Genomic DNA, 18,231 nt, shown 5'->3' with positions numbered 1-18,231 from the left:
CCATGATTCCGCTGTCATTCGCCCAACGCCGGCTGTGGTTCCTCCAGCAGTTCGAGGGACCGAGCGCGACCTACAACCTGCCGATGCTGCTGCGGCTGACCGGCGACCTGGACGTCGCGGCCCTGCGGGGCGCGCTCCAGGACGTGGTGGAGCGGCACGAGAGCCTGCGGACCGTCTTCCCGGACGTCGACGGCAACCCCCACCAGGAGGTGCTCGCGGCCGACGGGGCCCGTCCGGTGTTCGAGACGGTCCGCACCGACGAGGAGCGGCTGCCCGCGCTGCTGCGGGAGGCCGCCTCGTACGCCTTCGACCTGACGCGGGACATCCCGGTGCGGGCGTGGCTGTTCGAGACGGCACCGGACTCCCACCTCCTGCTGCTGACGGCGCATCACATCGCGGCCGACGGCGGTTCGCTCGCCCCGCTGACCGGGGACCTGTCCGTGGCGTACGCCGCCCGTCGTACGGGCGCGGCACCGCGGTGGGACGACCTGCCGGTGCAGTACGCCGATTACACGCTGTGGCAGCGGGAGGTCCTCGGCGACGAGGACGACCCGGACAGCCTGATCAGCGAGCAGGTCGCCTTCTGGCAGGACACCCTGTCCGGGCTGCCCGACCAGCTGGAGCTGCCCACCGACCGGCCGCGGCCGGCGGTGGCCGGTTACCGGGGCGACCATGTCGCGCTGTCCTGGGACGCCGGGCTGCACCGTGATCTGGTGCGTGTGGCGCGCCGGCAGGGATGCAGTGTGTTCATGGTGGTGCAGGCGGCGCTCGCGGCGCTGCTGACCCGGCTGGGCGCGGGGACCGACATTCCCATCGGTTCGCCGATCGCCGGGCGTACGGATGACGCTCTGGAGGACCTGGTCGGGTTCTTCGTCAACACGCTGGTGCTGCGTACCGACACGTCCGGCGACCCGTCCTTCGCCGAATTGCTGGAGCGGGTGCGGGAGACGGACCTTGCGGCTTACGCGCACCAGGACGTGCCCTTCGAACGGCTCGTGGAAGCCGTCAACCCGGCCCGCTCGATGGCGCACCACCCGCTCTTCCAGGTGATGCTGCTCCTCCAGAACAACGCCAAGGCCGTGCCGGAGTTCCCGGGACTGCGGGCCGAGCTGGACGGCGTCGACACCGGGGTCGCCAAATTCGACCTCTCCTTCGACCTGGAGGAGAAGCTGGATCCCGCGGGTGAACCCGGGGGGATCGCCGTCGAGGTGGAGTTCGCCACGGAGCTGTTCGACAAGGGCAGCGTCGAGCTGATGGCGCGGCGGCTGGAACGGCTGCTGCGAGCGGCACTCGCCGACCCGTCGCGGACGGTCGGGGAGCTGCCGGTGCTCTCGGAGGAAGAGCGCCACCGGCAGCTCGTCACGTGGAACGCCACGGACCGCGAGGTGCCGGCGGCGAGCCTGCGGGAGCTGTTCGAGGCCCAGGCCGACCGGACACCCGGCGCCGACGCGGTGCGCTGCGGGGACGTGTGCCTGAGCTATGCGGCGCTCGACGCCCGCGCCAACCGGCTGGCGCGCCTGCTGCGCACCCACGGCGTCGGCCCGGAGAGCTATGTGGCGCTCGCCCTGCCCCGGTCCGTCGACCTTCCCGTCGCGCTGCTGGCCGTCGCCAAGACCGGCGCCGCCTACCTGCCCGTCGACCCCGATCACCCCGCCGACCGCCTCGCCCACGTATTCACCGACGCGGCCCCGGTCTGCGTGCTCACCACCGCTGCCCTCGCACCGCGGCTCCCCGGCACGGGGGCCGTGCAGGTGGTGCTCGACGCGCCGGACACCACGGCTGCGCTGGCGGCCCTGCCGGACGGCCGCCTCACCGGGCCCGAGCAGCCGGTCGGCACGACGCCGGACAGCCCGGCCTACGCGATCTACACCTCCGGGTCGACCGGCCGCCCCAAGGGCGTCGTCGTCTCGGTCGGGAACCTGGTCAACTTCCTGGGCGCGATGCGGGAGGTGTTCGCTCCGCGACCGTCGGACCGGCTGCTCGCCGTCACCACCATCGCGTTCGACATCGCGGGACTGGAGATGTACCTGCCGCTGATCTGCGGCGCGTCCGTCCACCTCGCCACGTCCGAGGAGGTGCGCGACACCCCGCGCCTGGCCGCGCTGCTGACCTCCTCCGGCGCCACGCTGATGCAGGCCACCCCCTCCCTGTGGCAGGGCCTGGCGGACCAGTTCCCCGAAGCGCTGCACGGGCTGCGGGTCCTGGTCGGCGGCGAGGCGCTGCCCACCCCGCTGGCGCGCGCCCTGGCCGCGCACGCCGCGGGTGTGACGAACCTCTACGGCCCGACGGAGACGACCATCTGGTCGACCCTCGCGGACGTCACCGGGGAGGGCGCGGCCCCCATCGGCCGGCCGATCGGCAACACCCGGGCGTACGTGCTGGACGCGCGGCTGCGGCCGGTACCGCCGGGCGTCCCGGGCGAGTTGTACCTCGCCGGGCGGGGCGTGGCACGCGGCTACCGCGGGCGACCCGGGGTGACGGCGGGGCGCTTCGTGGCGAACCCGTTCGGCGGCACCGGCACGCGGATGTACCGCACCGGCGACCTCGTACGGTGGCGCGCCGACGGGCAGCTGGAATTCGTCGGCCGCGTCGACCACCAGGTCAAGGTCCGTGGCTTCCGCATCGAACTGGGCGAGATCGAGTCCGCCCTCGCCGGGCACCCCGCCGTCGGGCAGGCCACGGCGCTGGTCCGGGAGGACCGGCCGGGCGACCGGCGCATCGTGGCCTACGTGGTGCCGGCCCACGGCGGCGCGGCACCGTCGCCGGCCGGGCTGCGGCGCCATGCGGCCACCCTGCTGCCGGAGTACATGCTGCCCACCGCCTTCGTCGTGCTCGACGCCCTCCCGCTGACCCCGAACGGCAAGGTCGACCGGGCGGCGCTGCCGGCCCCCGACGGCGCGCCGGGCACCGGCGGCCGGGAGCCGCGTACCGCACGCGAGGAGATCCTGTGCGGCATCTTCGCGGAGGTCCTCGGCATCGAGCGGGCCGGGCTCGACGACGACTTCTTCGAGCTGGGCGGGCATTCGCTGCTCGCGACACGGCTGACCGGCCGGGTCCGTGCCGCCTTCGGGGTGGAGCTGGCGGTCCGGGACCTGTTCGAGGCCCCGACGGCCGCCGGCCTGGCCGGGCGGCTGGACGGCGCGGCGGGCGCCCGGGCGGCGCTGGAGCCCGCGGTGCGGCCCGCGCGGACACCGCTGTCCTTCGCGCAGCGGCGGCTGTGGTTCCTCGACAAGCTGGAGGGGCCGAGCACCACGTACAACGTGCCGATGCTGCTGCGGCTGACCGGGGAGCTGGACGTCCCGGCGCTGCGGGCGGCGCTGGCGGACCTGACGGAACGGCACGAGAGCCTGCGCACGGTCTTCCCGGACGTCGACGGCAAGCCGTACCAGCTGGTGCTGGAGGGCGCCGCGGCACGGCCCGTCGTCGAGGCCGTGCAGACCGCCGCCGGGCAGGCCCCGGAGCTGATCGCCGCGGCCGCCCGGCACACCTTCGACCTGGCCCGGGAGATCCCGCTGCGGGCCTGGGTGTTCACCACGGCACCCGAAGAGCACGCGCTGCTGATCCTGGCGCATCACATCGCCGCCGACGGCGCCTCGCTGGCGCCGCTCGCCCGTGACCTGAGCGTCGCCTACACCGCGCGCCTGGCCGGCTCCGCGCCCGCTTTCCCGCCGCTGCCGGTGCAGTACGCGGACTACACGCTGTGGCAGCAGGCCGTCCTGGGCGACGAGGACGACCCGGACAGCGTGATCCGGGCCCAGATCGACCACTGGCGCACGGCCCTGGCCGGTGCTCCGGAGGAGCTGGCGCTGCCCACCGACCGCCCGCGGCCCGCCGTCGCCGGTTACCGGGGCGACCAGGTCGCCTTCACCTGGGACGCGGACCTGCACGCCGGTGTGACCCGGCTGGCCCGTACGCACCAGTGCAGTGTGTTCATGGTGGTGCAGGCGGCGCTCGCGGCGCTGCTGACCCGGCTGGGTGCGGGGACCGACATCCCCATCGGTTCGCCGATCGCCGGGCGTACGGATGACGCTCTGGAGGACCTGGTCGGGTTCTTCGTCAACACGCTGGTGCTGCGTACCGACACGTCCGGCGACCCGTCCTTCGCCGAACTCCTGGAGCGGGTGCGGGAGACGGACCTGGCGGCTTACGCGCACCAGGACGTGCCCTTCGAACGGCTCGTGGAAGCCGTCAACCCGGCCCGCTCGATGGCGCACCACCCGCTCTTCCAGGTGCTGCTGGTCCTCCAGAACACCGAGGACGCCCAGCTCGCCCTGCCCGGGCTGCGGGCCGTCCTGGAAGACGTCGAGACCGGCGCCGCCAAGGTCGACCTGACGTTCAACATGGAGGAGCTGTACTCCGCCGAGCGGGCTCCGGCGGGGATGACGGGAACCGTGGAGTTCGCGACCGCCCTCTTCGACCGGGAGACGGCCGAGGCGCTGGCCCAGCGGCTGGAGCGGCTGCTGCGTGCCGTCGTGGCGGACGCCTCGCTGCCGGTGTCCCGGCTGGACGTGCTGTCCCCGGCCGAGCGGCATCGGCTGCTGGCGGAGTGGAACGACACCGCGCACGAGGTGGCGCCGGCCACCCTCCCGGACCTCTTCCAGGCGCAGGTCGAGCGCACCCCGCACGCCCCGGCGGCCGAGCACGAGGGCAGCGTCCTGACGTACGCGGAGCTGAACATCCGGGCGAACCGGCTGGCGCATGAGCTGATCGGCCGGGGCGTGGGCCCCGAGCGGACCGTGGCACTGCTGCTGCCCCGCTCCCTGGACCTGGTCGTCGCCCTGCTCGCGGTCCTCAAGGCCGGCGCCGCCTACCTGCCCGTCGACCCGGAGTACCCCGCCGACCGCATCGACCACATGCTGCGCGACGCCGGCCCGGCCCTCGTCCTCACCACGGCCGGTGCCGCCGCGACACCCGTACCGGGCCTGGCCGCGCTGCCCGTGCCCGGCAACGCCGGCGCCTGGGCCCACCGGCCCGGAACCGATCCGACCGACGCCGACCGCACCGGGCCGCTGCTGCTGGGACACCCCGCGTACGTCATCTACACCTCCGGCTCCACCGGCCGCCCCAAGGGCGTCGTCGTGGCGCACACCGGTATGGCGAGCTTCGCGGCGGACAAGATCGAGCGCTGCGGTGTCGAACCGGGCAGCCGGGTGGCGCAGTTCTCGTCGCCCAGCTTCGACGCGTCCGTACTCGAACTGTGGCTGGCGCTGCTGTCCGGCGCCTGCCTGGTGATCCCCCCGGCCGGACCGCTCGCCGGTGAGGTGCTGGCCCAGCGGCTGGCCGGACTCCGTATCAACCACGCGGTGCTGGCACCGGCCGCGCTGGCGAGCGTGCCGGCCACACCGCTGCCGGAGCTGCGGTCGCTGACGGTCGGCGGAGACGCCTTCACCGGTGAGGTCGTCGCCCGCTGGGCCGGGGGACGCCGGATGTTCAACGGCTACGGTCCGACCGAGTCGACGGTCTGGGTGACGTCGAGCCCGCCACTGTCCGAGCCGGTCGCCCCGCCGATCGGCCGCCCGGTGCGCAACGTCCAGGTGTACGTCCTCGACGACGCGCTGTGCCCGGTGCCGGCCGGGGTGCCCGGCGAGCTGTATCTCGCGGGCGTCCAGCTGGCCCGCGGCTACCTGCACCGCCCCGGGATGACCGCCGCGCGCTTCGTCGCCAACCCGTTCGGCGCGCCCGGATCGCGGATGTACCGCACCGGTGACCTCGCCACCTGGCGGGCCGACGGGCAGCTGGAGTTCGCCGGGCGCGTCGACCACCAGGTCAAGGTCCGCGGATTCCGCATCGAGCTGGGCGAGATCGAGAACGTCCTGGCGGGGCACCCCGCCGTGGCGGAGACCGCGGTCGTCGTCCGTGAGGACCGGCCCGGCGACAAGCGCATCGTCGCCTATGTCGTCACGGCCGGGGACGCCGCGCTGGACGCCGGCGCGCTGCGGGCGCACCTGGCCGGGCAGCTGCCCGACTACATGCTGCCCGCCGCGTTCCTCGAACTGGCCGCGCTGCCGCTGACCACCCACGCCAAGCTGGACGTCCGGGCCCTGCCCGCACCGGACTTCGCGGCGGCGGCGGGCACCAAGGCGCCGCGCACCGCGCGCGAGGAGACGCTCTGCCGGATCTTCGCCGAGGTACTGCGCCTGGACCGGGTCGGTGTCGACGACAGCTTCTTCTCGCTGGGCGGGGACAGCATCCTGTCCATCCAGGTGATCTCCCGGGCGCGGCAGGAGGGCATCGTGCTCACGGCGCGGGAGATCGTGCGGCACCAGACCGCCGAGGCGCTGGCGGCGCTCGCCGCCGAAGCGCCGTCGGCGGCCGCCGAGGACCCGCGGGACGCGGTCGGCACCCTGCCGCCGACACCGATCATGCACTGGCTGCGGGAACTCGACGCGCCGATGGACGGCTTCCACCAGTCGATGGTGCTCCAGACCCCGGCGGGTCTGGCCCGGCAGCAGCTCATCGACGTGGTGCAGGCGCTGCTCGACCACCACGACGCCCTGCGGATGCGCCTCACGGAGCGGCCGGCGGACGACGGCGCGGGGCTGCCGGAATGGGAGCCCGAGGTGCTGCCCCACGGCACGGTGGCGGCCGGGGACTGTGTGCGGCGGGTGGCCGCCGAAGGGCTGCGCGGCGCGGCACTGGACGACCTGATGGCGGACGAGGGCGAACGGGCCCGGGCCCGGCTGCGGCCGCGCGAGGGGGCCATGGTGCAGGCCGTGTGGTTCGACGCCGGGCCCGCCGTACCCGGCCGGCTGCTGTTGATGCTGCACCACCTGGTGGTGGACGGGGTGTCGTGGCGGATCCTGCTGCCGGACCTGGCCGCCGCCTGGCGGGCCGTGGCAGCGGGCGAGCAGCCGTCACCGGAGCGCGCGGGGACCTCCCTGCGGCAGTGGGCGCGGCAGCTGCCGGCGGCCGCGCACCGTCCCGAGCGGATGGCCGAACTGCCGTCGTGGACCGCCCTGCTGGGCACCGAGGAACCGCTGCTGGGCAGCCGGCCGCTGGACCGTACCCGGGATGTGGGAAGCACCACCCGGTCGCTGACCGTCACCCTGCCCGCACCGGCCACGACGGCGCTGCTGACCGCGGTGCCGGAAGCCTTCCACGCCCGGGTCGACGACATCCTGCTGGCCGCGCTGGCACTGGCCGTCGTCGACCGGCGCCGGGGCCGGGGCGAGACCGGCAGCCAGGTGCTGATCGACCTGGAGGGGCACGGCCGGGAGGAGATCGTGCCCGGTGCGGACCTGAGCCGCACCGTCGGCTGGTTCACCAGCCTGTATCCGGTGCGGCTCGACCCGGGGCCGTTCGACCGGGCCGAGGTGTGGGCCGGCGGCCCGGCGGCGGGCCAGGTGGTCAAGCGGATCAAGGAGCAGCTGCGCGCCGTCCCCGACCACGGCGTCGGCTTCGGCCTGCTGCGCCACCTCAACCCCGGGACCGCGGCCGAGCTGTCCAGGCTGCCCGGCGCGCAGATCGGCTTCAACTACCTGGGCCGCCTCACGGCCGCGGCGGGCGGTGCCACCGACGACTGGGGTGTCGTCGCGGAAGCACCGACCCCGCCCGGCGCCGACCCGCGGATGCCGGCCGGTCACCCACTGGTGATCAACGCGGTGACCGAGGACCTGCCCGACGGACCACGGCTGTCGGCCACGTGGGAATGGCCGCGGGACCTGCTGGCCGAGCAGGACGTCCGGGCGTTCGCCGAGAGCTGGCTCGCGGCTCTGACCGCGCTGGTGACCCACTGCGAGGACCTGGACGCCGGCGGCCTCACCCCCTCCGACCTGTCCCTGGAATCGCTGAGCCAGGACGAAATCAATGACCTCGAAGCCGAATTGGACATGCTGTGAAGACTCCGTCCGCCCTTGAGGACGTCCTGCCGCTCGCGCCGCTGCAAGAAGGACTCCTGTTCCACGCGCTGTACGACGGGCAGGCACCCGACATCTACAACGTGCAGCTCGTCCTGCGGATCGAGGGCGAGGCCGATGCCGCCACGCTGCGCGCCTCCGCCGGCACGCTGCTGGCCCGGCACGCCAACCTGCGGGCCGGATTCCGCCCCCGCAAGAACGGGCAGCCGATCCAGGTGATCCACCGCACGGTGCCGCTGCCGTGGCGGGAACACGACCTGACCGGGTACGCGGACGGGCCGGACATGCAGGACGCCGAGCTGGAACGGCTGCTGGCCGCCGACCGGGCCGAGCGGTTCGACCTGGCCCGGCCGCCGCTGCTGCGGCTGACCCTGTACCGGCTCTCCGACCGCCGCTTCTGCCTGGCGCTGACCTGCCATCACATCCTCCTCGACGGCTGGTCGACGCCGCTTGTCCTGAGCGAACTGTTCACGCTGTACGGACAGGGGGGCAGCGCTGCGGGGATGCCCCGGGTCACCCCGTACCGCGACTACCTGGCCTGGCTGGGCCGGCAGGACCGGGCGGCGGCGGAGGCCGCCTGGCAGCGGGCGCTGGCGGGGCTGGAGGAGCCGACGCTGGTGGCGGCCACCGACCGGACACCCGAGGTGCCGGGCCGGGTGGCGCTGGAGCTGTCGCGGGAGGACACCGCGCGGCTGACCGCGGCGGTGCGCGAGCGGCGGCTGACGATGAGCACCCTGCTGAACGGTGTGTGGGCGGTCGCGCTCGCCCAGCTGACCGGGCGGGACGACGTGGTGTTCGGCACGACCGTGTCCACCCGGCCGGCCGACCTGCCCGGCTCGGAGTCGATGGTCGGGCTGTTCGTCAACACCGTGCCCGTCCGGGTGCGGCTGGACCAGCGGCGGTCGCTGCTGGACAACCTCGTACGGCTCCAGGAGGAGCAGAGCGCCCTGCTGCCCCACCAGTACCTGGGTCTGGGCCGCATCCAGCAGCTGGCCGACGTCGGCGACCTCTTCGACACCGCCGCGCTGCTGGAGAACTACCCGCTGGGCACCGCCGAGGACGAGGACGTCGCGGCCGGGCTGCGCCTGACCGAGGTGGACGGGCGGGACGCCACGCACTACGCCCTCAACCTGGTGGGCGAGCTGGCGGGCGACCGGCTCGCGCTGCGCCTGGACCACCGCGCCGACGTGATGGACCGGGAGCGCGCGACCGCCCTCCTCGGCCGGGTGCGGGCGCTGCTCACCTCGGTGCTCGACACGCCGGACATCCCGCTGAACCGGGTCGAGCTGATCAGCGCCGCCGAACGCGAGCAGGCCCTCGGCACCTGGAACGACACCGCCCATCCGCTGCCCGGAACCCACCTGGCCGCACTGTTCGAGGCACAGGCCGCCCGGACACCGCAGGCCACGGCGGTGGTGGCCGACGGGGGCGGCTGGACGTACGCGGAACTCAACGAGCGGGCCAACCGGCTGGCCCATCTGCTGATCGGCCAGGGTGTGGGGCCCGAGCAGCTGGTGGCACTGGCGCTGCCGCGCTCGGCCGACCTGCTGGTGGCGCTGCTCGGCGTGTGCAAGAGCGGCGCGGCCCACCTCCCGCTGGACCCCGGCCAGCCGCGGGAGCGGATCGCGTCCACCCTCGCCGACGCCGCCCCCAGCACGGTGATCACCGCCGCCGGGACGGCCGGCGCGGTGGCCGGGACGGCCGTCCCGCACCTCGTCCTGGACTCTCCCGGCACCCGCGCGGCGCTGGCCGCGCAGCCGGCCACCGATCCGTCCGACGCCGACCGCGTCGCCCCCCTGCTGCCGTCGCACCCGGCGTACGCCCTCTACACCTCCGGGTCCACCGGCCGGCCCAAGGGCGTCCTCACCACCCACGCCGGTGTCTGCGGGCACCTGGCCTGGATGGCCTCCACGTATCCGCTGAAGCCGCGGGACCGGGTGCTGTTCCGGACGGCGGTGAGTTTCGACGCGTCGGTCTGGGAGATCTGGCTTCCGCTGATCACCGGCGCCGGCCTGTGCGTGGCACCGGACGACGTGGTGCGGGACCCGGAGCGCCTGGTGGCCTTCATCGCGCGGCACGGCATCACGGTGGCCCAGTTCGTCCCTTCGCTGCTCGCCGAACTGCTCCGCGTGCCGGTGGACGCGGCACTGCCGCTGGAGCACGTCTTCGTCGGCGGCGAACCGATCGGGGCCGGGCAGGCCGCGGCAGCGGTCGCGGCCTGGGGCGTGCGGGTGCACAACCTGTACGGCCCGACCGAGACCACGGTCCAGGTGACGGCGCACGACTTCGACCCGGCGGCCGACACCGGGACGGTGCCCATCGGACGGCCGGTGTGGAACACCCGGCTGTACGTGCTGGACGCCGCGCTGCGCCCGGTGCCGGTGGGGGTCGCCGGCGAGCTGTACGTCGCGGGTGACCAGCTGGCCCGCGGCTACCTGAAGCGCCCCGGCCTGACCGCGCAGCGGTTCGTCGCCCACCCCTACGGCGCGGCCGGCGAGCGGCTGTACCGCACGGGCGACGTCGTGCGCCGACGGGCGGACGGCCTGCTGGAGTACCTGGAGCGGGCCGACGACCAGGTGAAGATCCGCGGCCAGCGGATCGAACCGGGCGAGGTCGAGTCGGTCCTGGCCGGTGACCCGAGGGTGGGCCGGGCCGCGGTCGTGGTCCGCGAGGACCGGCCCGGTGACCGGCGGCTGGTCGCCTACCTCGTGCCCGCCGGCGAGGAGGGGCCGGACGTGGCGTCGGTACGCGCACGGGCCGCCGACGTGCTGCCCGGCTACGCGGTGCCGTCCGCGTTCGTCGTGCTGGACGCGCTGCCGCTGACGGCCAACGCCAAACTGGACCGCCGCGCGCTGCCCGCCCCGGAGATCGGCGCGGCCGCCGGGTCACGGCGGCCGCGCGATCCGCGCGAGGAGATCCTGTGCCGGCTCTTCGAAAGCGTGCTGGGCGTACCGCGGGTGGGCATCGACGACGGCTTCTTCGACCTGGGCGGGCACTCCCTGCTGGCGATGCGGCTGATCAGCCGGGTCCGCGCCGTACTGGGGGTGGAGCCGGCGGTGCGGGACCTGTTCGAGGCGCCGACGGTGGCGCGGCTGGCGGCACGGCTGGACGGGGTGGCGGGGGCGCGGCCCGCGCTGACCCGGGCGGCCGGGCGGCCCGGGCGGGTGCCGCTGTCGTTCGCCCAGCGCCGCCTGTGGTTCCTGCACCAGTTCGAGGGGCCCAGCGCGACCTACAACGTGCCGGTGGCGCTGCGGCTGACCGGAGCGCTCGACGTCACGGCGCTGCGTGCCGCGCTCGCCGACCTGGCGGAGCGCCACGAGAGTCTGCGCACCGTCTTCCCCGAGGCCCACGGCACGCCGTACCAGCAGGTGCTGGAGGGCGCCGCGGCCCGCCCGGCGCTGGAAACCGCCGATGTCGGCGCGGACCGTCTGGACGCGGCGGTGCGGGAGGCGCTGGCCCGGCCCTTCGATCTGACGGGGGAGGCGCCCCTGCGGGCCCATGTGTTCACGCTGGCCGAGGACGACCACCTCCTGCTGCTGGTGGCCCACCACATCGCCAGCGACGGAGCGTCGGCCGGACCCCTGCTGCGGGACCTGTCGACGGCGTACCGGGCGCGTTGCGCGGGCCGGGCGCCCGCGTGGGCGCCGCTGCCGGTGCAGTACGCGGATTACACGCTGTGGCAGCGGGAGGTCCTGGGCGACGAGAACGACCCGGGGTCGGTGCTCGCCGGGCAGATCGCGTACTGGAAGGACACCCTGTCCGGGCTGCCCGACCAGCTCGAACTGCCCACCGACCGGCCCCGGCCCGCCGTCGCCGGCCACCAGGGCGCCAGTGTCGCCTTCCAGTGGGACGCGGACCTGCACACCGGCCTGGTGCGGCTGGCCCGGGAGCACCAGGCGAGCCTGTTCATGGTGGTGCAGGCGGGCATCGCCGCGCTGCTGACCCGGCTGGGCGCGGGCACCGACATCCCCATCGGTTCGCCGATCGCCGGGCGTACGGACGACGCTCTGGAGGACCTGGTCGGGTTCTTCGTCAACACGCTCGTGCTGCGCACCGACACGTCCGGCGACCCGTCCTTCGCCGAACTGCTGGAGCGGGTACGGGAGACGGACCTTGCCGCCTACGCGCACCAGGACGTGCCCTTCGAACGGCTCGTGGAGATCCTCAACCCCACCCGCTCGCTCTCCCACCACCCCCTGTTCCAGGTCATCCTTACCTTCCAGAACAGCGAGGAGATCGAGGCCGACCTGCCGGGGGCCGAGGTCCGGGACCACATCCTGTCCGCGGTGGCGGCGAAGTTCGACCTGTCCTTCACCGTCGAGGAACGGCTGACCGGCGACGGGACGCCGGCCGGGCTGCGCGGTTCGGTGGAGTTCGCGGCGGACCTCTTCGAACCGGACACCGCGCGGCGGATCGCCGAGCGGCTGGAGCGGCTGCTGCGGGCCGTGGCGGCGGACGCGGCCCGGCCGATCGGCGAGCTGGAGGTGCTCGCCGCCGAGGAACGCGCACAACTGCTCACCGGCTGGAACGACACCGCACACCACGTCCCGGCCGCGAAGCTGCCGGAGCTGTTCCAGGCCCAGGTGGCACGGACGCCGGACGCCGTGGCCGTCGTACACGACCGGGAACAGCTGTCGTACGCGGAGCTGAACGCGCGGGCGAACCGGCTGGCGCATCACCTGATCGGCCGCGGTGTCGGGCCGGAGCGGATCGTCGCGCTCGCGCTGCCGCGCTCCGTCGACCTGGTCGTCGCGATCCTCGCGGTCCTCAAGACGGGCGCCGCCTACCTGCCCGTCGACCCGGACTACCCCGCCGACCGCATCACGTACATGCTCGGCGACGCCCGGCCCGTGCTCGTCCTGAGCGACGCGGCGACCGCGCGGACGCTGCCGCGGACGGACATACCCGTACTGGACGTGCCGGGGACGGCCGGAACGTCGGCCGGGCTGCCGGACCGCGACCCGGTGGACGCGGACCGCCTGCTCCCGGCGGGCGTCACGAACCCCGCGTTCGTGATCTACACCTCGGGCTCGACGGGCCGCCCCAAGGGCGTGGTCGTCGAACACCGGTCGCTGAACCTCTACCTGGCGTGGGCCCGCAGCGCCTACGGGGCGGTCGGCGGCCGGGCGCTGGTGCACTCGCCGGTGTCCTTCGACCTGACCGTGACCGGCCTGTTCGGGCCGCTGACGGCGGGCGGCTGCGTCCAGCTCGTCGAGCTGACCGAGGAGTCGGCCGACGAACTGCCCGAGCGGCCCACGTTCGTCAAGGCGACCCCTTCCCACCTGGGCCTGCTGCTGGCCCTGCCCGAGCGGTTCTCCCCCACCGGCCAGCTGGTCCTGGGCGGCGAGTCGCTCCTCGGCGAGATCCTGGACGAATGGCGGCAGCGGCACCCCGGTGTCACCGTCATCAACGAGTACGGGCCGACCGAAACCACCGTCGGCTGCACGGAATTCCGGATCGCGCCCGGAGCCGAAGCCCCCTCCGGCGTCGTCACCATCGGCCGGCCCATCTGGAACACCCGGATGTACGTCCTGGACGCCCGGCTGCGGCCGGTGCCCGCCGGGGTGACCGGCGAGCTCTACATAGCCGGCGGACTCCTCGCCCGCGGCTACCTGAACCGCCCCGGCCAGACCGCCGGCCGGTTCGTGGCCGACCCCTTCGCGCCCTCCGGCGCGCGGATGTACCGCACCGGCGACCTCGCCAAGTGGCGCGCCGACGGGCAGCTGGAGTTCGTCAGCCGCGTCGACAACCAGGTCAAGGTCCGCGGCTACCGCATCGAACTCGGGGAGATCGAGGCCGTGGTCGCCGCCCACCCCTCGGTCGGCCCGAGCGCCGTCATCGTCCGCGAGGACCGGCCGGGCGACAAGCGGATCACCGCCTATGTCACCCCCGCGGACGGGCACCGGACGGTGGACACCGCCCAGCTGCGGGCCCACGCCGAGGAGGCGCTGCCCGGATACATGCTGCCGTCCGCGTTCGTCGTGCTGGACACGCTGCCGCTCACCCCGAACGGGAAGCTCGACCACGCCGCGCTCCCGGCCCCCGAGGCCGCCGCGGCGCCGGACGGCAGGGGGCCGCGGACCGCGCAGGAAGAGGTGCTGTGCGACATCTTCGCGGAGGTCCTCGGCGTCGAACGCGTCGGCATCGACGACAACTTCTTCGACCTCGGCGGACACTCCCTGCTCGCCATGCGGCTGATCAGCCGCATCCGCACCGCCTTCGACATCGAGCTGTCCGTCCGGGACCTGTTCGAGGCCCCCACGGTCGCGGGGGTGGCCGCCCGGCAGGCCGACACCCCGCAGGGCAACTCCGGGCCCGCCCCGATGGACCGGCCGGAGCGGATACCGCTGTCGTTCGCCCAGCGCCGCCTGTGGTTCCTGCACCAGCTGGAGGGCCCCAGCCCCACCTACAACGTGCCCCTGCTGCTGCGGCTCACCGGCACGCTCGACGTACCGGCGCTGCGCGCGGCGCTGGCCGACCTCACCGGACGGCACGAGAGCCTGCGCACCGTCTTCCCGCATGCGGAAGGCACCCCGTACCAGCTCATCCGGCAGGGTGCGGCGGGGTGGCCCACCGTCGAGTGTGTCCGGCCCGCCCCGGACGAGCTGGAGTCGGCCGTCACCGAGGCGGTCCGGTACGCCTTCGACCTGACGCGCGAGATCCCCCTCCGGGCATGGCTGTTCGAGACGGGCCCGCAGGAGCACACACTGCTGCTGCTGATCCACCACATCGCCGGTGACGGGGCTTCGGTGGGCCCGCTGGCCCGCGACCTGTCGACGGCGTACGGGGCGCGTCGCGCGGGCCGGGCACCCGCGTGGGCGCCGCTGCCGGTGCAGTACGCGGACTACACGCTGTGGCAGCGTGACGTCCTCGGTGACGAGCACGACCCCCGGTCCGTGCTCGCCGGGCAGGTCGCGTACTGGAAGGACACCCTGTCCGGGCTGCCCGACCAGCTCGAACTGCCCACCGACCGGCCCCGGCCCGCCGTCGCCGGCCACCAGGGCGGCACGGTGGAGTTCGCGTGGGACACCGCGCTGCACCAGGACATCGCACGGCTGGCGCGCGAGCACCGGGCGAGCGTCTTCATGGTGCTCCAGGCCGCGGTGGCGACCCTGCTCACCCACCACGGCGCCGGCACCGACATCCCCCTCGGCACCGCCACCGCGGGCCGGGCCGACGAAGCCCTCGACGACCTCGTCGGGTTCTTCGTCAACACGCTCGTGCTGCGCACCGACACCTCAGGCGACCCGACGTTCGCCGAACTGCTGGCGCGGGTACGGGAGGCGGACCTGGCCGCCTACGCGCACCAGGACGTGCCCTTCGAACGGCTCGTGGAGATCGTCAACCCGCTCCGCACCCTGGCCCGCCACCCCCTGTTCCAGGTGGCGGTGGGCCTGGAGGAGACGACCGGGGCCGAGCTGGAGATGCCCGGGCTGACGGTCGAGCACCTGCCCGACGGCATGGGCGTGGCCAAGGTCGACCTGGCGTTCAACTTCGCCGAGCGCGTGGGGGACGACGGGAGGCCCGACGGGCTGCGCGGCGTCGTGGAGTTCGCGACGGACCTCTTCGAGCGGGAGACCGCGCGGGCGTTCGCCGAGCGGCTGGAGCGGCTGCTGCGCGCGGTCGTGGCGGACGCGGCCCGGCCCATCGGGGAGCTGGACGTGCTCGGCGCCGAGGAGCGCGAGCGGCTGCTCACCGGCTGGAACGACACCGCGTACGACGTTCCGGCGGCGACCTTCCCGGAGCTGTTCCAGGCCCAGGTGGCCCGGGACCCCGCGGCCCCGGCGCTGGAGTTCGAGGACGTCACGCTGTCGTACGCGGAGCTGAACGCGCGGGCGAACCGGCTGGCGCATCACCTGATCGGGCGCGGCGCCGGGCCGGAGCGGACCGTGGCGCTCGTGCTGCCGCGCTCCGTCGACCTGGTCGTCGCGATCCTCGCGGTCCTCAAGGCGGGCGCCGCCTACCTGCCCGTCGACCCGGACTACCCCGCCGACCGCATCGCGCACATGCTGGCCGACACCCGGCCCGCCCTGGTCCTGACCTGCGACGGAGCGGCCGGCGGACTGCCCGGGACCGGCGTGCCGGTGCTCCGGGTGGCAAACCTCGCGCCCGGCGCCGACCACGACCCGACGGACGCCGACCGCACCACCGGGCTGCTGCCGGACCACCCCGCGTACGTGATCTACACCTCCGGCTCCACCGGCCGCCCCAAGGGCGTCGTCGTCGCCCACCGGGGGCTGGCCAACCTGTCGGCGCACCAGACCGAACGGCTGGGCGCCGGGCCGGGCTGCCGGGTCTCCCAGCTGGTGTCGCCGAGTTTCGACGTCTCCGTGGCGGAGCTGTCCATGGGCCTGCTGGCCGGCGCCTGCCTGGTCATGCCGGCCGAGCAGCCGGCCGGGGAGGAGCTGGCCGACTTCCTGGCCGGCCGGGGCATCACCCACGCCCATGTGCCCCCGGCGCTGCTGACGGCCATGCCGCGCCGGGAGCTGCCACGCCTCGTCTCGCTCATGGTCGGCGCGGAGGCGTGCCCGCCCGATGTCATCGCGTACTGGTCGCGGGGGCAGCGGATGGTCAACGCGTACGGGCCCACCGAGGCGACCGTGGACAGCTGCTACGCGCTCTGCGGCCCGCACCAGGGCCCGGGCCGCACGCCCATCGGCCGGCCGGTCTTCAACACCCGGCTGTACGTCCTGGACGACCTGCTGCGGCCCGTCCCGGCGGGCGTGACCGGCGAGCTGTACATCGCCGGCCGGGGACTGGCCCGCGGGTACCTGGGCCGGCCGGCCCTGACCGCCGGCCGGTTCGTCGCCGATCCGTACAGCGGCACCGGGGAGCGGATGTACCGCACCGGTGACCTCGTGCGGCGCAGGCACGACGGCCAGCTGGAGTTCGTCGGCCGCGTCGACGGGCAGGTGAAGGTGCGGGGCTTCCGCATCGAGCTGGGCGAGATCGAGAACGTCCTGCTCGAACACCCGGCCGTGGGCCGGGCCGCGGTCATCGTGCGGGAGGACCGCCCCGGGGACAAGCGGATCACCGCCTACGTTGTGCCGGACCAGGCGGGGACGGACCGCGCGGGAGCCCCCGAGGCCGGCGCGGGCATCCTGGACATCGCCGAGCTGCGGGAGTGGGCCGCCGGAGCGCTTCCGGAGTACATGCTGCCGTCCGCCTTCGTCGTCCTCGACGCCCTGCCGCTGACCCCCAACGCCAAGCTGGACCGGGCGGCGCTGCCCGCGCCACGGGTCACCGGCGCCGAGGGCGGGCGGGGCCCGCGCACCGCCCGGGAGGAGGCGCTGTGCGCGCTCTTCGCGGAGGTCCTCGGAGTGGAGCGGGTCGGCATCGACGACAACTTCTTCGACCTGGGCGGGCACTCGCTGCTCGCCGCGCGGTTCGTCGGGCGGGTGCGCGCCGCGTACGGCGTGGACTTCCGCGTCCGCGACCTGTTCGCGGCCCCCAGCGTCGCCGCCATCGCCGGGAGGCTGGACACCGGGCGCGACGGCAGCGGACCGGGCAGCGCCGCCGCTGCGGGGAACGGGCTGGACGTACTGCTGCCGCTGCGCACCACCGGCGACCGTACGCCGCTGTTCTGCGCGCCGCCCACCGTGCCGCTGAGCTGGTGCTACACCGGCCTGCTCAAGGAGTTGGGCCCCGACTGCCCGCTCTACGGTCTCCAGAGCCCGGGGCTGGACGGCACGGGCGAACTCCCGCGCGACTTCGCGCAGATGATCGAGGAGTACGTCACCCGCATCCAGCAGGTGCAGCCCGTCGGCCCGTACCGGCTGCTGGGGTACTCGCTGGGCGGCAACATCGCCCAGGCGCTCGCCACCCGTCTCCAGGAGCGGGGCGAAGAGGTGGAGCTGGTGGCCGTTCTCGACGCCTACCCGGGCGGGGACGCCGCACCCGTACCGCTCACCGCCGCCGAGGCCCTCGCCCGCTTCCACGCGGATCTGTGCGGCGACGGCGGCGGGACCGGGGACCCGGCCCGGATGCGCACGGAGGTGATCGACTCGCTCCGGCCCGGACTGCCCGGTGACCTGACCGAGGAGCAGCTCTCCCGGCTGCTGGACGCGATGACCGCCGCGGTCGGGAACACCAGCCGGTACGAGCCGCGGGTGTACAAGGGCGACCTGCTGCTGTTCACCACGACCGTCGGACGCCCGGACCACGGCGCGATGCCCGCGGCGTGGCAGCCCCTCACGGACGGCGAGGTCGTCAGCCACCTCGTCCCCGCCACGCACGACGGCCTGCTGGAGGGCGGGGGACTGCGCGCGGTCGGCGCGGTGCTCTCCGAGCGACTGCGGGCCCTGGACGCCGCGCGGGGCAAGTAGCCGCGGCCCCCGTCCCGGCCGGCGCCCGCTCGGGCGCCGGCCGGACCACC

Annotated in this window: 2 protein-coding genes; both read left to right on the top strand. The window is 74.6% G+C overall.

Annotated elements, in window-relative coordinates:
* The first annotated feature begins 2 nt into the window (after positions 1–2).
* Positions 3–7,838: a non-ribosomal peptide synthetase gene (locus CP973_RS37920; RefSeq protein ID WP_150249141.1), complete on the top strand. Its 7,836-nt coding sequence runs from the start codon at positions 3–5 to the stop codon at positions 7,836–7,838.
* Positions 7,835–18,181, top strand: a complete 10,347-nt coding sequence (locus CP973_RS37915; RefSeq protein ID WP_150249137.1) for a non-ribosomal peptide synthetase — start codon at positions 7,835–7,837, stop codon at positions 18,179–18,181. Before CP973_RS37920 ends, CP973_RS37915 begins: the two co-directional genes overlap by 4 nt.
* Positions 18,182–18,231 lie beyond the last annotated feature (50 nt).

The organism is Streptomyces albofaciens JCM 4342, assembly GCF_008634025.1.
Classification (GTDB): domain Bacteria; phylum Actinomycetota; class Actinomycetes; order Streptomycetales; family Streptomycetaceae; genus Streptomyces; species Streptomyces albofaciens.
This window is presented reverse-complemented; position numbering and strand designations above follow the sequence as displayed.